This window comes from Polaromonas sp. P4_F6 (assembly GCF_056401275.1).
The window spans coordinates 220456-237249 of sequence record NZ_JBFUJQ010000007.1 but is presented as its reverse complement, the minus strand read 5'-3'; the positions used below and the strand labels follow the sequence as shown (position 1 = coordinate 237249).

The window sequence follows — 16794 nt, the reverse complement described above, 5'->3', positions numbered from 1 at the left end:
GACCGGACACCCATCCATGACAGTGAAGACCGCCAAAACCACCACGCCACGCGCCGCGACACCCAAACGCGCGGCAGCCAAACGGCCCGGCGTGCGGGAGCAGGCCGCGCAAACCACACGCGACAACATCCTGCGCGCGGCCACCAAGGTCTTCGCGCGTTACGGCTACGACGGCGGCAGCGTGGAGAAAATCTCCAAGTCGGCCAAGTCCTTCGACCGCATGATTTATTACTACTTCGGCAGCAAGGAAGGCCTGTTCATCGAAGTTCTCGAAGACATGTACCGCCGCATGAACGACGCGGAGCTCGAGCTGTCGCTGGACGTCGAGCATCCCATCGAGTCCCTGACGGACGTGATCTGCTTCGTGGTCTCCTACTACAGCAAGAACCCGGAGTTCATCACGCTGCTCAACACGGAGAACCTGCACCGCGGCAAGCACATCGCCAAGTCGCAGCGCGCGCGAGATTACTCGTCGCCTGCCATCGCCATCATCCGGCAGCTGCTGGAAAGCGGCGTGCGCAAGAAAATCTTCCGCTCCGACATCTCCGCCCGCAATGTCTACCTGCTGATCGCGGCGACAGGCTACTTTTACATCTCCAACCGCCACACGCTGTCGGCCTTTCTCGGCGAAGACCTGCAGTCGCCTGAAGCACTGGCCCAGTGGCAGGCCTTCATCATCAGCACCGTGCTGCGCACCGTCATGCTGAACCCCTGATTTCCCCACACACACTGAAAAGAGGCCACCCATGGCAGAAGCAGCATCGACCGGCAAGTCAGGAAAAGTCGTCATCAAAAACATCGGCTTGCTGCTGTCCGGCGACATAGACCGCCCCATCCTCGACGCCGACACCATCGTCGTGAACGACGGCCTGATCGTGGCCGTCGGCAAGGCCAAGGATTGCGACACCGCGCACGCGCAGACCGTGATCGACGCGCAGCAGACCTGCGTGGCGCCCGGGCTGATCGACAGCCATGTGCACCCGGTCTTCGGCGACTGGACGCCGCGCCAGAACCAGATCGGCTGGATAGACTCGACCATGCACGGCGGCGTCACCACCATGATCTCGGCCGGCGAAGTTCACCTGCCGGGGCGGCCCAAGGACATCGTGGGACTGAAGGCGCTGGCCATCACCGCGCAGCGCGCGTTCGACAATTTCCGCCCGGGTGGCGTCAAGGTCCTGGCCGGCGCGCCCATCATCGAAAAAGGCATGACCGAGCAGGACTTCAAGGACCTGGCCGAGGCCGGCGTCACGCTGCTCGGCGAAGTGGGCCTGGGCTCCGTCAAGGCCGGCTACGAGGCCAAGGAGATGGTCGGCTGGGCGCGCAAGTACGGCATCCAGAGCACCATACACACCGGCGGCCCGTCGATTCCGGGCTCAGGCCTGATCGACAAGGACGTGGTGCTGGAAGCCGATGCGGACGTGATAGGCCACATCAACGGCGGGCACACGGCGCTGTCGGAGGCGCATGTCTGCGAACTCTGCGAGAAGTCCTCGCGCGCCATCGAGATCGTCCACAACGGCAATGAGAAGGTCGCGATCGCCGCCGCCCAGGCAGCGCTGCAGCTCAAGTGCCCGCACCGGGTCATCCTGGGCACCGACGGCCCGGCCGGCTCGGGTGTCCAGCCGCTGGGCATGCTGCGCCTGATCTCCCTGCTCTGCAGCCTGGGCAACATCCCCCCGGAGCTGGCCTTCTGTTTTGCCACCGGCAACACGGCACGCATCCGCAAACTCAACTGCGGCCTGATAGAAACCGGCCGCGATGCCGACTTTGTTTTCATGGACAAAGCCCAGCATTCCGCCGGGCGCGACATCCTCGACAGCATCCAGCGCGGCGACATCCCCGGCGTCGGCATGGTGATGATTGACGGCCTGGTGCGCTGCGGCCGCAGCCGCAATACGCCGCCGGCCACGCAGATTCCCCAGATCGTCGCGGCCTGAGGCCGCCTCCATTTTTCCCGCGCGCGGGGGTAGCCCTGCGCGCCATTTATTCATCAAGCATCAAGGAATGGGTCAATGAAGGTTCTGGTCCCCGTCAAACGTGTAGTCGACTACAACGTGAAAGTCCGCGTCAAATCCGATGGCACCGGTGTCGACATCGCCAACGTCAAGATGAGCATGAACCCGTTTGACGAGATCGCCGTCGAAGAAGCCACCCGCCTGAAAGAAAAAGGCGTCGTCACCGAAGTCATCGCCGTCAGCTGCGGCGTCGCGCAATGCCAGGAAACCCTGCGCACTGCCATGGCCATAGGCGCCGACCGCGCCATCCTGGTCGAAACCGCCGAGGAACTGCAGCCCCTGGCCGTGGCCAAGCTGCTCAAGGCCCTGGTCGAGAAAGAACAACCCCAGCTCGTCATCCTCGGCAAACAAGCGATCGACGACGACTGCAACCAGACCGGCCAGATGCTGGCCGCGCTGCTGGGCTGGCCCCAGGCCACCTTCGCCTCCAAGGTCGAAGTCGAAGGCGGCACCGCCAAGGTCACGCGCGAAGTCGACGGCGGCCTGGAAACCCTCTCGCTCACGCTGCCGGCCATCATCACCACCGACCTGCGCCTCAACGAGCCGCGCTACGTCACCCTGCCCAACATCATGAAGGCCAAGAAAAAGCAGCTCGACAGCCTCAAGCCCGAAGACCTCGGTGTGGACGTCAAGCCGCGCATCAAGACCCTGAAGGTCAGCGAGCCGCCCAAGCGCAGCGCCGGCGTCAAGGTGGCCGACGTGGCCGCCCTGGTGGACAAGCTCAAGAACGAAGCCAAAGTAATTTAAGAGGACTGATGACATGACCACACTCGCATCACTCGTCGTAGCAGAACACGACAACGCCAGCATCAAGCCCGCCACCCTCAACACCGTGACGGCCGCCGCCCAGTGTGGTGGTGAGGTCCACGTGCTGGTGGCCGGCAAGGGCGCCGAAGCCGCCGCCAAGGCCGCCGCCGCGATTGCCGGCGTCGCCAAGGTGATCCACGTCGAAGGCGAGCACTTCGCCCACGGCCTGGCCGAGAACATGGCCGCCCAGGTGGTGGCCATTGCCGGCAACTACTCGCACATCCTGTTTCCCGCCACCGCCTCGGGCAAGAACATCGCCCCGCGCGTGGCCGCGACGCTGGATGTCGGCCAGATCTCCGACATCACCAAGGTCGACGCCGCAGACACCTTTGAGCGCCCCATTTACGCCGGCAACGCGATCGCCATCGTGCAAAGCCTGGACGCCACCAAAGTCATCACCGTGCGCACCACGGGCTTTGACGCGGCGGCCGCCAGCGGCGGCTCGGCCGCGATTGAAACGCCGGCCGGCGTGGCCGACAGCGGCAAGTCGAGCTTCCTGGGCTCCGAGATCGCCAAGAGCGACCGCCCCGAGCTGACGGCCGCCAAGATCATTGTCTCGGGCGGGCGCGCGCTGGGCTCCAGCGAGAAGTTCAGCGAAGTGCTGACGCCGCTGGCCGACAAGCTGGGCGCGGCACTCGGTGCCTCCCGCGCCGCTGTCGATGCGGGCTATGCCCCCAACGACTGGCAGGTGGGCCAGACCGGCAAGATCGTGGCGCCCCAGCTCTACATCGCGGCCGGCATCAGCGGCGCAATCCAGCACCTGGCCGGTATGAAGGACAGCAAGGTCATCGTGGCGATCAACAAGGATCCCGAAGCGCCCATCTTCAGCGTGGCCGACTACGGCCTGGAGGCTGACCTGTTCACGGCTGTGCCTGAGCTGGTTGCGGCTTTGTGAAGTGTTAGTGAGTTAACTCCCTCCCCCTCTGGGGGAGGGCAGGGGTGGGGGCCGGCTGCGCTTGAGCAAGCGCTTTTTTTGCCACGGCCAAAGGCCCCCATCTCAACCTTCCCCCAAAGGGGGAAGGAGCGAGAAATTTGGAGACAAGCAGCGAAATTGCTGGCTGTCAGGCTGCCTCGGCCTGACCTCCCAACGCCCGCTGGGCCTCATTCTCCAGCGCAATCGCCCCCTCAAAGCGACCAAGCCCGGTTTCGTTGAGGACCCGTTTAAAGCTGGCCGCGACTTCCGGCGAAAGCGCCGCCAGCCTGTCGCCTGTCTGCCGCGAAGCCGATTCGAGTTCGAGGTCGGGAACCACTTTCCAGACCAGTCCCCAGGCCTGCGCCTGCGCGGGTGAGAACTCCTCGCCCAGCAGCATCAACGCCTTGGCGCGCGCAAGACCCGCGTAGGCGGGCAGCGTTGCCGTCAATCCGCCGGTCACAAAAACCCCAAGCGATGCCTCGGGCAGCTTGAAACGCGCGCTTTCCGCCGCGAGCACGATGTCCGCATTGAGCATCCACTCAAAGCCGGCGCCCACGGTCCAGCCATGGACAGCAGCGACAACCGGCTTGGGCAATGACACCAGCGCCTGGGCCACCGCCTGCACCAGCACCAGGTCGTCTTCCGTGGGCGGTGCGCTGACATCCCTGCCCGCACAAAACGCCCGGCCATTGCCGCGCAGCAGCAGCACCCTGACTTTGTCGTCGCGCGCGGCCTGCTCAATCGCGCCAAGCAGCGCGCGGGCCAGTTCGTTGTCGATGGCATTGAGTTTGTCGGGGCGGTTCAAAGAGACGGCCATGATGCCGTCCGCGACTTCGATGAGCAATTTGGGGCTTGTCATGGGTGTGATTCTGAACCAGGAAACCACCCGCGTGCTGCTCGGCGACTCTATCGCCGCAAAGACAGCCACTCAATCCGGCCGGACGCCTTCATAAGCGCGCTGCAGCAATTGCCGGATCTCGCCGCGCTGCGCCTGCCCAATGGGGCGCGGGTTCCAGTAGGGGTTTTGCACGGCGAGGTCGGCCGCGCGGTCCAGGTCCGAGGCCTGCATGCCTATGTCCTTGAGCGCCACCGGCGCGCCGTTGTCGCGGGCCAGGTCAAACAGCCCCGCCGCGGCGCTGCTGCGGCCCGTGGCCCCAAGAGCGCGCGCGATGCGGGCCATGGCCCTGGGCGCGGCCTCTGCATTAAAGGCCATGGCCTGGGGCAGTACGACGGTGTGCACTTCGGCGTGCGGCAGCTTGAAGCTGCCGCCCAGGGTGTGGCACAGCTTGTGGTGCAAGGCCATGCCCACGTTGCCCAGCACGCTGCCGCAAAGCCAGGCGCCGTACAGCGCTTCGCCGCGCGCGCCCAAGTCATCGGCACGCCGGCAAATTCCGGGCAAGGCCTGCGCGATCGCGCGTATGCCCTCTTCGGCCATCAGGTCCATCACCGGGTTGCTGTCCTGGGCATACAGGCCTTCGGCGGCGTGCGCTATCGCATTCATGCCGCTGGTCACACTCAGCGCCACGGGTAAAGTCAGTGTCAGCGCCGGGTCGTAAATGACCGTGCGCGGCAGCACGCGCGCATCCCTTCCGGTCTTTTTCAAGCCGGCCTCGGTGATGCCGTAGATGGGCGTCATCTCGCTGCCGGCGTAGGTGGTGGGGATGGCCAGGATGGGCAGGCCCGAGTCCAGCGCGATGGCCTTGCCCAGGCCGGTGGTGGAGCCGCCGCCGATGGCAATCGCGCAATCGGCACCCAGCCGGCGCGCCTCTTCGCGCGCCTCGCGTGCCGTCTCTATCGGCACATGCATGACGGCCCTGGCGAAAATGCCGGCGGCGCGGCTCCCAAGGCGGTCGGCCACCCTTTGCGCCTGGTCCCGCTGCTCAGGCGTGGACAGCACCAGCGCCTTGCGCGCTCCGAGCAATTCGATTTCCCGCTCCAGGTGTTGGAGCGCGCCGGCACCAAACACCACGCGCGAGGGTTGGCCGTTGTAGATGAACTCCTTCATGGCCGGGACGGATTGAGCACGAAGTCGTATTCGACAAGGTAGCTGCCGTCGGGCTGGGGCTTCCAGTCGGCGACCAGGGACTGGCGCACGCCGAACACGGCATCCGAGTCGAGGTAGGCATCGTCGCTGCGGAACACATGGGTGATCAGGGTTTCATAGCCTTCGGCCTTGATCATGAAGTGCAGGTGGGCGGGCCGCCACGGGTGGCGGCCCGCCGCCTTGAGCAGGTCGCCGACCGGGCCGTCATGCGGTATGGCATAGGGCACGGCCAGGATGGAGCGGAAGTGGTAGCCCCCTTTGGCATCGGCATTGAAGGTTCCGCGCGCCTGCGCATGGTCGATCTCCGCATGCTGCACGTCATACAGGCCTTCTTCGTCGGACTGCCAGACATCGATGTGGGCGCCCGGCACCGCCTCCCCCGCCGCGCCGCGCACCGTGCCGCGAACCAGGCAAGGGATGCCGCGCGCACCGTTGGCGATGTCCGCGCCGAGTTCGTAGTGCGGCGCGCCCTCCACATGGAAGGGGCCGAATACCGTGGCCTCGGTGCAGCCTGCCGGCTTGTCGTTGTTCATCGCCACCGTCAGCATCGACAAGCCCAGCACGTCGGACAGCAGGATGAACTCCTGGCGCCTGTCGTCGGTGATGTGGCCGCAGCGCGTGAGGAACTCAATGCCCTTGAACCATTCCTCTTCGGTGAGCTCGACCTCGCGCGCGAAGGCGTGCAGGTGATTGACCAGGCTGGTCATGATGTGTTTGAAGCGCGGGTCCGCCGCCGCGGCATGGCGCGCGAGCACGGCTTCGGTGATGGTGTTGCGGTCAAGGTTGCGCATGGCGGCTCTCCTTTTTTCGGTAATCTGTTGCGCTGCGCGCCATCCACATCGCATGAAACTGGCACGCGCAAGGCCAGCGGACGCCGTGGAACGGGCTTGGCCCGGCCACAGGCGTCGTCCCCCTTGAGAGGGAAGGCGCGAAGCGACTCAGGGGGTGTTTCATCTCAGTCCAGCTGGAGTTGTGTCTGCCGTGCAATCATCCCCCACTTGGCGAAGTCTTCGCGGCTGCGCTTCTCGGATTCCTGCGGCGTGCCGGCCTCCACGCGCAGGTCCATTTCCGCCAGCCTTGCCTTGATGGCCGGCGCCATCAGTGCGGCGCGCACGTCGCGATGGATTTTTTCCGCGACGGCGGCGGGCAGGCTTGCGGGCGCCATCAGGGTTTCGAAGAAGGTCGCGTCGAAACCGGCGTGGCCGCTCTCGGCCACCGTGGGCACCGCGGGCAGGAGCACCGAGCGCTCCTTGCTGGAGACGGCGACCGCCAGGAGCCGGTTGCTCTGCACATGCGGCAGCACCACGGAAGAGACGATAAAACCGCAGCCCACATGGCCCGCGAGCACGTCCTGCGCGGCCGGCCCCGGCCCTTTGTAGGGCACATGGGTCTGCCGGGTGCCGGTGGCCGCCAGCAGCATTTCCATGGCCATGTGGCTGGGCGTGCCCGGCCCGCCGGAGGCGTAGGTGTTGCCGGCGGGAAGCTGGGTGAACCTGGCGAGTGTGTTGACGCCGGAGGCCGGGTTGCAAACCAGCATCTGGTTAAAGCTCGCGAAGTAGGTCACCGGCTTGAGCGACTGCCGCAGATCGAAGCCCAGCTTTTTGTAGAGATGCGGGTTGATCGTGAGCACGGTGTCGGGGCCGACCAGCAGGGTGTGCTCATCCCTGGCCTGGGCCACTTCCCCGGCCGCGATATTGCCGCCCGCCCCCGGCTTGTTCTCGACGATGACGGGCTGTTTCCACGCTGCCTGCAGGGCGGGCTGGATCAGCCTGGCAATCAAGTCGCCCGGCGTGCCGGGCGGAAAGGAGGCCACCATGCGCACGGGCTTGCTGGGCCAGGTCTGGGCCTGCGCCGGTGCGAGCAGCGCCAAGGCCGTTGCAACGGCCGGCAGTTGGAGGATTTGGCGGATTGCGTTTTTCATTCAAGTCTCCTTATTTTTGTTGTTATGGCGTTGTCATCGGCCCGTGACGCGCATCAGCACGGCCGCCGCGTCGCTCGCCGCCGCACCGCGCCAGGCAACAATCTGGTCGGGGCGTATCAGCGCCAGCGGCGCTTCATACAGCTCGCGCAGCGAGGCCTGCGGCAGCCGCACCACGCGCAGGTCGACTGAAAGCGCTCGCGCGGCGGTTTCGAAAGCGGCCGTGGAAGGCGCATCCGGGCCCAGCGCGAGCAGCGTCCATTCACTGTGGAAACAATCAAACAGCGAGCGGCCGTCGTCCAGCCAGGCATGCGGCGGCCGCCCTCCCGGGCTCGCGGTGGCGGTGTAGCGGTTGGGCTCATCGGGCGGCAGCGCCGCGCCGTCGCCGGCAATGACGGGCGAGCCGTCGTAGCGGCCACCAAAGGTGACGCCGGGAATGTTGAACTCCAGCCTGGCGTGCTCGCCGAAGTAGCGGGCCGCGCGCTCGCGCTCGGCCTCGCCCTGCTCCGAAGCCTCGTCGAGCTCGGCCTTGGCGGCGAACAGCCCTACTGAATCGGCAAAGCGCCGCGCGTAGCCGGTGTTGCGTTCGGCCAGCGGCTTGCGCTCGGCCGCATAGCTGTCCAGCAGCGCCGCGGGCGCCTGGCCGCGCACAACGCTGGCGAGTTTCCAGCCCAGGTTGACCGCGTCCTCGATGGCGGTGTTATAGCCCAGGCCGCCGGTCGGCGTGAACAGGTGGGCCGCATCGCCGGCGATAAACACCCGGCCCTGCTGGAAACGCTGGGCAACCAGCGCATGGCCGGCCAGCCAGGTGCCCATGGACAGTATCTCGATGGGCAGCTCCACGCCCACGGCTTCGGCGAAGACGCGGCGGGCGTCGTCCTCGGTCCAGTTGTCGGCGTCTTCCCCGGGCCGCAGCGCGGCATGGAAGGCGTACTCCGAAACACCGTCGACCGAGGCCATGAAGGCGCGCCGCTGGTGGTTGACCGCGACATACATCCAGGCCTTGGGATGCCGCAGCACCGACAGAAAACCCGGCGCGCGCAGGTAGACGGCAAACATCTTTCCGCCCATGAACTCGCGCTGTATGCCGGTGACGCCGCCCCATTCGATGCCCAGCTGGCGGCGCACCAGGCTGCGCGCGCCGTCGGCGCCGACCAGGTATTTGGCCTTCACTTCCTGCGCCGGGCCGCCGGCGGTAGGGCGCACGCTCGCGCTCACGCCGCTTTCTTCTTCAACGAAACGCTCCAGCGACCAGCCATAACGCAGCTCGGCCGAGGGCCAGGCTTCGGCATGGCGGCGCAGGGCCTGCTCGACGAATTTCTGCGACACGCGGTGCGGCAGTTCGGCCGCGCTCCACGAGCCGGTCATGGACTTGATCCTGACCTGCGCCTCGGCCGCGGTGGGCAGGCTGATGCGCGACAGCTCATGGCGCGCGTAGCGTGTGAAGTAGGCGATGTCGGTCGGGTGGTCGGCGGGCAAGCCGAGCGCGCGTATCTCGTGGGCAAAACCCAGGCGCCGGAAGTGCTCCATGGTGCGGGCCTGGGTGGCGTTGGCCTGCGGATTGAAGGCGGTGCCGGGCTTGGCATCGACCACCAGGCAAGACACGCCGCGTCGGCCCAGTTCGTTCGCGAGCATCAGGCCGCAGGGGCCGCCGCCGGCGACCAGGACATCGGTCTCGAGCAGCTGCGGCTCGGTTGGGGGAGGCATGGCGTTTTATTCCTTTGTGGTGGTGTTTGCCGAAGACCTTGTCCTCAGCCATGGCGCAGCCGCAATGACCGGGGTGGCCGGCCCGTGCGAGAGACAAAGCCCGACAGGCTGGCGGCAAGGGCCGCCGCGCTCAGTCGCCCTGTATCTTGCGGTCGCGGATCAGCTTGCCGAAGCGCCTGGAGTCTTCCGCGCCCTTGCGGCCGAACTCCGCGGGTTTGAGCGGCAGCGCCACGTTGCCGATCGCAAGAATGCGCTCCTTGGTCGCCGCCTGGTTCAGCACACGATTGACTTCGGTATTGACACGGTCGATCACGGCCTGCGGCGTGCCCGCGGGTGCGTAAAGGCCGAACACCGCATCAGCATCAAAACCCTTGAGCCCCAGTTCATCGAGCGTGGGCACCTCGGGCACCTGCGGGGCACGCTGCGGACTGCCGACCGCCAGCATGCGCAGCTTGCCGGTCTTCACATGCTGGAGCGCGATGCCGGGATCAAACAGGAAGTCGATCTGCCCACCCAGCAGGTCGGTCAGGGCCGGTGCCGCGCCGCGGTAGGGAACGTGCACCGCGAAGGTCCCGGTCTCGCTCTTCATCATTTCCGTGGCCAGGTGCGGCGAGCTGCCGCTGCCGGGCGAGCCGAAGGCGCGCTGGCCGGGGTGGGCTTTGAGGTCGGCGATCAGGCCCTTGAAGTCCTTGACCGGGCTGTCGGCGCGCACCACCAGGTAGAAAGGGACGCGGGCGACCGAAGCCACCGGTACCAGGTCTTTCGCCGGGTCGAAGCTCATCTTGGTGTACAGGTGCGGGTTGATGGACACCGTGCCGCCCGACGCCATGAGCAGGGTGTAGCCGTCGGCCGGCGACTTGGCGACGGACTCGGCGCCCAGGTTGCCGCCCGCGCCGCCTTTGTTCTCGATCAGCACGGGCTGGCCCAGCGCCTCGTGCAGCGGCGGGGCGATCAGCCTGGCCAGCTGGTCGGCCGCCCCGCCGGGCGCGAAGTTGACGATGATCCTGATCGGTTTGTTCGGCCAGTTCTGGGCATGCGCGGGCAGGCCCGCGCAGAGGCCGGCCGCGAGCAGGAGGGATGCGAGCAATGGTTTCATGGTGGGTCTCCTGCTGTCAAAACGGGTAGTGGCGGGGCGTGGTCTGCACTGTGATCCAGCGCAACTCGGTGAAGGCATCGATGCCGGCGCGGCCGCCAAAGCGGCCGTAGCCCGAGTCCTTGACGCCGCCGAAGGGCATTTGCGCCTCATCGTGCACCGTGGGCCCGTTGACGTGGCAGATGCCCGTGTCGATGCGGTTGGCCACCTCCCAGGCGCGCGCGACGTCGCGCCCGAACACCGCGGCCGACAGGCCGTAGGGGTTGTCGTTGGCGACCCGAACGGCCTCTTCCACACCGTCGACGCGCACGATGGGCTTGACCGGCCCAAAGCTCTCGTCGTGGTAGATGCGCATGGCGGATGTCACATGGTCCAGCAGGGTCGCGGGCATCAGGGTGTTCTCCGCCTTGCCGCCGCAGACCAACTTGGCGCCCTTGGCGAGCGCATCGTCGATCAGGGCGTTGCAGCGCTGCACCGGGCTGGCATCCACCACCGAACCCAGCACCACCGGCCCCTTGCGCGGGTCGCCCAGCGGCAGTTTCACCGCCTTGGCGGCGAGCCGCTGGACAAAGGCATCGGCGATCTTGTTGTCGACCACGATGCGTTCGGTGCTCATGCAGATCTGGCCGCTGTTGGCAAAGGCGCCGAAGGCCGCGCCGTTGACCGCGGCGTCGAGGTCGGCGTCGTCGAGCACCACCATGGGCGCCTTGCCCCCAAGCTCGAGGACCGCTTGCTTGAGGTATTTGGCGCAGGTCGCGGCCAGCAGTTTGCCGACACGGGTCGATCCCGTGAAGTTCACGCGGCGCAAGGCCGGGTGGGCCACGATGGCCTCCACCACGGCCGCCGCATCGGCCGGTGCGTTGGTGATGAAGTTGACGACGCCGGGCGGAAAGCCCGCGTCCTTGAAGGCTTCCACAATCAGGCCGTGCGTGGCGGGGCTCAGTTCCGAGCCCTTGAACACCACCGTGTTGCCGCAGGCCAGCGGCGTGGCGATGGCGCGCACGCCCAGGATCACCGGCGCATTCCAGGGCGCGATCCCCAGCACCACGCCGGCCGGGCGGCGCACCGCCAGCGCCAGGCTGCCGGGAACGTCGGAGGGGATGACCTCGCCGCTGATCTGTGTGGTGAGGCCGGCCGCTTCCTGCAGCATGCCGGCGGCCAGGTGCACGTTAAAGCCGGCCCAGGGTGCGGCCGCGCCAGTTTCCGCGGCCATGGCCGCCGTCAGCTGCTCTGCCTTGGCTTCAAGCGCATGCGCCGCCTTGAGCAGCAGCGCGCGGCGCTCGCCGGGACCGGTGCGCGACCAGGTCTCAAACGCGGCGGCGGCCGCATCGACCGCCGTTACTGCGTCGGCCACCGTCGCCGCGGGGGCGGTGGTGGCCACCGTGCCGTCGAGCGGGTTGCGGCGCTCGAAAGTGGCGCCGTTGGCGGCCTGCCGCGACTCGCCATTGATCAACATCGATATCTTGCTCATGTCTTTTGTCTCCTTGTGTTTTGAACCGTGTTTGTTGTTTTTGGTTTTTGCCTTGCTGTCTCCTTCAGGCAATCTCGACTTCGACCAGCATGGGCTCGGTGGACCGCAAAGCCTGTTCGAGCGCGGGGCGCAGCTGGTCGGCGCGCGCCACACGCAGCCCGCGAACGCCCTGGGCGGCGGCCAGGCCGACGAAGTCAAGGTCGGGCAGCTCGGTGCCCGGCACGGGTTCATCTGGCTGGTAGCCGAAGATGCGCGCGAAGTCGTGCAGCGCCGCATAACGGCGGTTGTTCAGGATCACGATGGTCATGGCCAGGCCGAGCTGCGCGGCGCTCCACAGCGCCTGGATCGCGTACATCGCGGAGCCGTCCCCCACCAGCGCGATGACACGCGCACCCGGCTTGCCCATGGCAACGCCGACCGACGCGGGCAAGCCCCAGCCCAGGCCGCCGCTGCACATGGTGTAAAAAGTTTCCGACTCGAAAATCGGCAGGTGGCCGTGCATGGTGGGCCGCGCACTGGGCGCCTCTTCGACGATGATGCTGTCGCGCGGACGGACATCGGTCAGCGTCTGCAGCACCCAGGCCACCGGCAGGCGCTCGCCCGGCAAAGGCTCGGGCACGCGGGCGGGCCGCACATGCAGCGCAGGCGCCGCCCTCGGCGCGGGCGCGGGGCGGGCCAGCAAGTCCAGCAAGCCCAGCCGTATGCTGCCGACCACCGAGGTCCCCGTCGGCGCCCAGGCGGCGACCTGGGGGTCTTCGGTCAGTTGCACCAGCCGGGCCCCGTCGGGCAGGTGCGCGCCCTTGCTTTCGACGTGGTAGGTGAATGCCGGCGCCCCAAGGGCGAACACCAGGTCGTGGCCGGCCAGCCGTTCAACGATGCGGTCGCGCATGGCCGGCAGAAAGCCGGCCCACAGCGGATGGTCTTCCGGGAAACTGCAGCGCCCCGACATGGGCGCGACATAGACACGCGCGTTGTGGCGCTCGGCCAGCTCGATGGCCTCGTTCCACGCGCCGTCGCGGTCGACCGAGGCACCGACCACGATGGCCGGCGCGCGGGCGGCGTCCAACGCATCGCCGATTTTGGCGAGCAGGCCGGGCTCGGGACGCAGGTAGCGGCTGACCTCGCGCGCGTCGACCGGCAGCGTTTTCACCGCCCAGTCGTCCGAGGGGACGGACACCAGCACCGGCCCGCAAGGCGGCGTCATGGCGATGTAATAAGCGCGCGCGATCGCCAGGGGCACATCCTCGGCGCGCGCGGGCTCCACGCTCCACTTCACGTAGGGCTTGGGCAGCTCGGGGGCCTGCGTGGAGCCGAGGAAGGGATCAAAGGGCAGGATGGAGCGCGCCTGCTGGCCGGCCGTGATCACCAGCGGCGTGCGGTTGCGAAAGGCGGTGAAGATGTTGCCCATCGCATGGCCCACGCCCGCGGCCGAGTGCAGGTTCACAAAGGCCGCGTTGCGCGTGGCCTGCGCGTAGCCGTCGGCCATGCCCAGCACCACACATTCCTGCAAGGCCAGGACGTAGTGGAAGTCTTCCGGGAAGTTCATGAACATGGGAAGCTCGGTCGAGCCCGGGTTGCCGAAGACGGAGGTCATGCCGAAGGAGCGCAGCAGCCGGAACACCGCCTCCCTGACCGTTACCAACTCCACCGCTTCGCCCTGGCGGGTCGCGGCCGGCACAACAACTTGATCCATGAATGTCTCCAACTTGAATGGCACTTGAATGAAGGCAAGTCTCGCAAGGGCGGCAACATGCGTCAATGCAATGAAACGTATACCGTAAAATTCACCGTATGAATATTGACCAGCTGGACATGAACCTGCTTCGGCTCTTCGAGGCGGTCTACCGGCTGGGCAGCGTCAGCCGCGCGGCGGACGCCATGGGCCTTTCGCAGCCCGCGGCCAGCCAGGGCCTGACGCGGCTGCGGCTCGCGCTCGGCGACGCCCTGTTCGTGCGCACCGGCGGCAGCATGCGTCCCACACTGCGCGCCGAACGCCTGGCCAGCGTGATCCAGCCGGCGATTGCGTCCATCCAGGACGTCCTTCGGGAAGACGACGCCTTCAACCCCTCACGCTCGACCATGACGCTGCGGCTGCACATGAGCGACATCGGTGAAGCCCGGCTGCTGCCCGAGCTGGTGGCCGCGCTGCACCGCGAAGCGCCGGGCATACGCGTGCAGACCGCACCGCTGCCGCACGCCCAGATCGCCGATGCGCTGGAGACCGGTGCCATCCACTTTGCCCTGGGTTTTTTGCCCTCCGTCAGCGGCACGGAGCGCATGGAGTTGCTGAGCGACCGTTATGCCGTGCTGGTGCGCGCCGGGCACCCGCTGCTCGCGGCGAAACACAAAGCAGGCAAGGTGCAGGACCTGCGGCGGCTGGAGTTCGTCGCCGTGCGCTCGCACTCCGAGACCTTCCGCATCCTGCAGGAACTCGGGCTGGACAGCCGGCTGGTGCTGACGTCGGAACATTTTCTGGCCCTGCCCGCCATCATCGAGCGCACCGACCTGGCGGTGGTGATGCCGCGCGCCATCGCGATGCGCTTTACCAACACCGAGCGCTACGCCCTGCTGTCCAACACCCTGCCGCGCAGCACTTTCACCGTGTCGCTGCACTGGAGCCACCGCTTCAACCTCGACCCGGCCCACCAATGGATGCGGCGGCTTTTTGTGGAGCTGTTCAAAAACGAGGCGAAACCCGCGAGCGGGCTCCGCCCATAAAGGCCTCCATTCAGGCCTGCTTAAACCCTTACTCCAGCTTGCCGATCCGCTGCACGACCTTGGCCATGACGCCCGCTTCCTGGGCCACAAAGCTGGTGAACTCAGGCGTGTCCTGGTACTGCATATAAGTGCCGGCGGTTTGCAGGGACTGCACGACGCGTGCGTCGGTCGCCGCGAACTTCGCGGCCTCCCGCAGCCGGGCCACCACGGCATCGGGCGTTGAAGCCGGCACAAACAGCCCCGTCCACTGCGAGTAGGTCACGGGAATGCCGAGCTCCTTCAGGCTGGGAACGTCCGCAAGCGTGGGGATGCGTCCATTGCCCCATTGGGCCAGCGCCCTCAGCTTTCCCGCCTGGATGTGGCTGGTAACCGTGGAAGGCCCGGTAGCGAGAAGATCGACCTGGCCGCCCAGCAGCGCCACCACCGCCGGCCCCGCACCGGTGTAGGGGATGTGCAGCACGGAGGTGTTGGTGGCGGCCTTCAGCTGCTCCATCGGCACGTGCATGGTGCCGTAGTTGCCCGAGGAGCCGAAGGAGTAGCCGCCGGGTTTGGCCTTGGCGGCCGCGCTGAACTGCTTGAAATCCTTCCACGGGCTGTTGGCATTCACCACCAGCACGACCGGGTCGGCGGTGAAGCGCGCGATGGGCTTGAGCTGCGACAGCGCGAACATGGGCGCGCGCTTGAGCACCGCATCGGCTTCAGGCAGCACGACGATGGACGACAGCGCCAGCAGCACGCTGTAGCCGTCGGGCCTGGCCTTGGCGACCTGCGCCATGCCGATGCCGCCGCCCGCGCCGGCCTTGTTTTCGATCACGACGGGCTGCTTGAGGTAGCGCCCCATGGCCTCCGCGACAGGCCGCGCCACAATATCGGCCGCGCCGCCCGGCGGGAAGGGCACGACCATGGTGATGGGCTTGCCCGGGTAGGCCTCCTGCGCCATCACCGGCAAGGCGCTAAAGAGCGCCATCGCAGCCATCACCGCCACTGCCGCCGATGCGACGGGCGCCCGGTTCCTGCTTGAGTCGTTCATCTTCTTGTCTCCATCCATTGAATTGATTTGTCTTTGCTTGCCTGATGCGCGGAGCGTGAACACCGCGCAGGCACTCCTCGCGGAGTGCCCCGCCGTCACAGTGGGCGAACGCGGTTGTTCAGCTCGCCCAGGCCGGTCACCGCCACGCGAACCAGGTCGCCATCCTTCAGGAATTTGGGCGGCGTGAAGCCGATGCCGACGCCCACGGGCGTGCCGGTCGCGATGATGTCGCCGGGCAGCAGGGTCATCGCCTTGGACAGCGTCGCGATCAGGGTCGGCACGTCAAAGATCAGATCGGCCAGCACGCCGGTCTGGCGCAACTCGCCGTTGACCCAGGTCTGGACCTTGAGCGATGCGATGGGCGACTCGTCAGCGGTGGATATCCAGGGGCCGAGCGGGCAGAAGGTATCCAATGACTTGCCGAGGAACCACTGCGCATGGTTCTTCTGCAGGTCCCGCGCCGTCACGTCATTGAGCGCGATAAAACCGAACACCTTGCCGAGCGCATCGGCCTTGGAAACATTGCGGCATTCCGCGCCTATCACCACGCCGATTTCGCCTTCGTAGTCGACGGAGCTGGTGTGCGCCGGGTCAAAACGGATATCGTCTCGCGGGCCGGCCAGCGAGGTCGTCGCCTTGGTGAAGATTTGCGGGAAGGCGGGAACGGCCGCCGCGCCGCTGGTCGCGTTAAAGCCGCTCTTGTCGAACTCCGCGGCATGCTCGGTGTAGTTTTTGCCGACGGCGAAGATATTGCGCACGGGCACCGAAACCGGGGCCAGGAAGCTGACGTCCGCAAAACCGGCTTCACCTTCGATGAGTGGCTTCAGTTCCGCAGCGGTCATGCGGCGCTCGATCACAGCCTGCACCGGGTTCAGGTGCTGGGCAAAACTTCCGCCGACAAAAGAAACTTTGCTGCTGGCCTCATCGACCAGCACCATGCGCACCCGGCCCTGGTAAGAAACGCGTCCGATTTTCATAACACTCCAATTGGTTCGACGATCAACCCAATTTGCTCGTCTTGGTTTATTTTAGAACCAATATCGACAATATCGAGGCGAAATTTCAGCTTAAATTC

The 16794-nt window shown here is 66.6% G+C and carries 15 protein-coding genes; 5 read left to right on the top strand and 10 right to left on the bottom strand.

All coding sequences use genetic code 11. The annotated features are described in order from the left end of the window. Positions 1-16 precede the first annotated feature (16 nt). The 4 genes from AC1DUN_RS17690 to AC1DUN_RS17675 all read left to right on the top strand — a co-directional run bounded on the left by AC1DUN_RS17690 (position 17) and on the right by AC1DUN_RS17675 (position 3720). Positions 17-715 (top strand): TetR family transcriptional regulator, encoded by a 699-nt coding sequence (locus AC1DUN_RS17690; protein WP_477715100.1) that lies wholly within the window; start codon positions 17-19, stop codon positions 713-715. A 31-nt stretch (positions 716-746) separates the two neighbouring features. After that, a complete protein-coding gene (locus tag AC1DUN_RS17685) occupies positions 747-1940 on the top strand; it encodes an amidohydrolase family protein (RefSeq protein WP_477715099.1) in 1194 nt (397 codons plus the stop codon). 75 nt (positions 1941-2015) lie between these two features. Next, positions 2016-2765 (top strand): electron transfer flavoprotein subunit beta/FixA family protein, encoded by a 750-nt coding sequence (locus AC1DUN_RS17680; RefSeq protein WP_477715098.1) that lies wholly within the window; start codon positions 2016-2018, stop codon positions 2763-2765. 13 nt (positions 2766-2778) lie between these two features. Continuing rightward, the gene (locus AC1DUN_RS17675; RefSeq protein WP_477715097.1) at positions 2779-3720 is read left to right on the top strand and encodes an electron transfer flavoprotein subunit alpha/FixB family protein; all 942 of its coding nucleotides are present in this window, start codon (positions 2779-2781) and stop codon (positions 3718-3720) included. A gap of 166 nt (positions 3721-3886) precedes the next feature. On the opposite strand, the gene AC1DUN_RS17670 is transcribed toward AC1DUN_RS17675, so the two are convergent. The 8 genes from AC1DUN_RS17670 to mdlC all read right to left on the bottom strand — a co-directional run bounded on the left by AC1DUN_RS17670 (position 3887) and on the right by mdlC (position 13664). Next, positions 3887-4597 carry an enoyl-CoA hydratase/isomerase family protein gene (locus AC1DUN_RS17670; protein ID WP_477715096.1) on the bottom strand — a complete coding sequence of 237 codons (711 nt, stop codon included), beginning with the start codon at positions 4595-4597 and terminating at the stop codon, positions 3887-3889. A gap of 69 nt (positions 4598-4666) precedes the next feature. After that, positions 4667-5743: a maleylacetate reductase gene (locus AC1DUN_RS17665; RefSeq protein WP_477715095.1), complete on the bottom strand. Its 1077-nt coding sequence runs from the start codon at positions 5741-5743 to the stop codon at positions 4667-4669. After that, entirely contained in the window at positions 5740-6573 is an 834-nt protein-coding gene (locus tag AC1DUN_RS17660; RefSeq protein ID WP_413327935.1) for an intradiol ring-cleavage dioxygenase, read from the bottom strand. The genes AC1DUN_RS17665 and AC1DUN_RS17660 overlap by 4 nt, the downstream gene beginning before the upstream one ends. A gap of 164 nt (positions 6574-6737) precedes the next feature. Then, positions 6738-7703 (bottom strand): Bug family tripartite tricarboxylate transporter substrate binding protein, encoded by a 966-nt coding sequence (locus tag AC1DUN_RS17655; RefSeq protein ID WP_477715094.1) that lies wholly within the window; start codon positions 7701-7703, stop codon positions 6738-6740. A 33-nt stretch (positions 7704-7736) separates the two neighbouring features. Next, on the bottom strand, positions 7737-9407 hold the full coding sequence (locus tag AC1DUN_RS17650) for an FAD-dependent oxidoreductase (protein ID WP_477715093.1): 1671 nt from the start codon (positions 9405-9407) through the stop codon (positions 7737-7739). A 130-nt stretch (positions 9408-9537) separates the two neighbouring features. Beyond that, entirely contained in the window at positions 9538-10503 is a 966-nt protein-coding gene (locus AC1DUN_RS17645) for a Bug family tripartite tricarboxylate transporter substrate binding protein (protein ID WP_477715092.1), read from the bottom strand. A gap of 16 nt (positions 10504-10519) precedes the next feature. Next, a complete protein-coding gene (locus AC1DUN_RS17640; protein ID WP_477715091.1) occupies positions 10520-11971 on the bottom strand; it encodes an aldehyde dehydrogenase in 1452 nt (483 codons plus the stop codon). 64 nt (positions 11972-12035) lie between these two features. After that, the gene (gene mdlC, locus AC1DUN_RS17635; protein ID WP_477715090.1) at positions 12036-13664 is read right to left on the bottom strand and encodes a benzoylformate decarboxylase; all 1629 of its coding nucleotides are present in this window, start codon (positions 13662-13664) and stop codon (positions 12036-12038) included. A gap of 98 nt (positions 13665-13762) precedes the next feature. On the opposite strand from mdlC, the gene AC1DUN_RS17630 reads away from it, so the two are divergent. Continuing rightward, a complete protein-coding gene (locus AC1DUN_RS17630; protein WP_477715089.1) occupies positions 13763-14689 on the top strand; it encodes a LysR family transcriptional regulator in 927 nt (308 codons plus the stop codon). Positions 14690-14717: 28 nt separating this feature from the next. Here the strand turns inward: AC1DUN_RS17630 and AC1DUN_RS17625 are convergent, their stop codons facing one another. Both AC1DUN_RS17625 and AC1DUN_RS17620 read right to left on the bottom strand, forming a co-directional pair. Then, positions 14718-15719 (bottom strand): tripartite tricarboxylate transporter substrate binding protein, encoded by a 1002-nt coding sequence (locus AC1DUN_RS17625; RefSeq protein ID WP_477715088.1) that lies wholly within the window; start codon positions 15717-15719, stop codon positions 14718-14720. A 95-nt stretch (positions 15720-15814) separates the two neighbouring features. Beyond that, positions 15815-16696 (bottom strand): fumarylacetoacetate hydrolase family protein, encoded by an 882-nt coding sequence (locus AC1DUN_RS17620; RefSeq protein WP_477715087.1) that lies wholly within the window; start codon positions 16694-16696, stop codon positions 15815-15817. Positions 16697-16794: the final 98 nt, after the last annotated feature.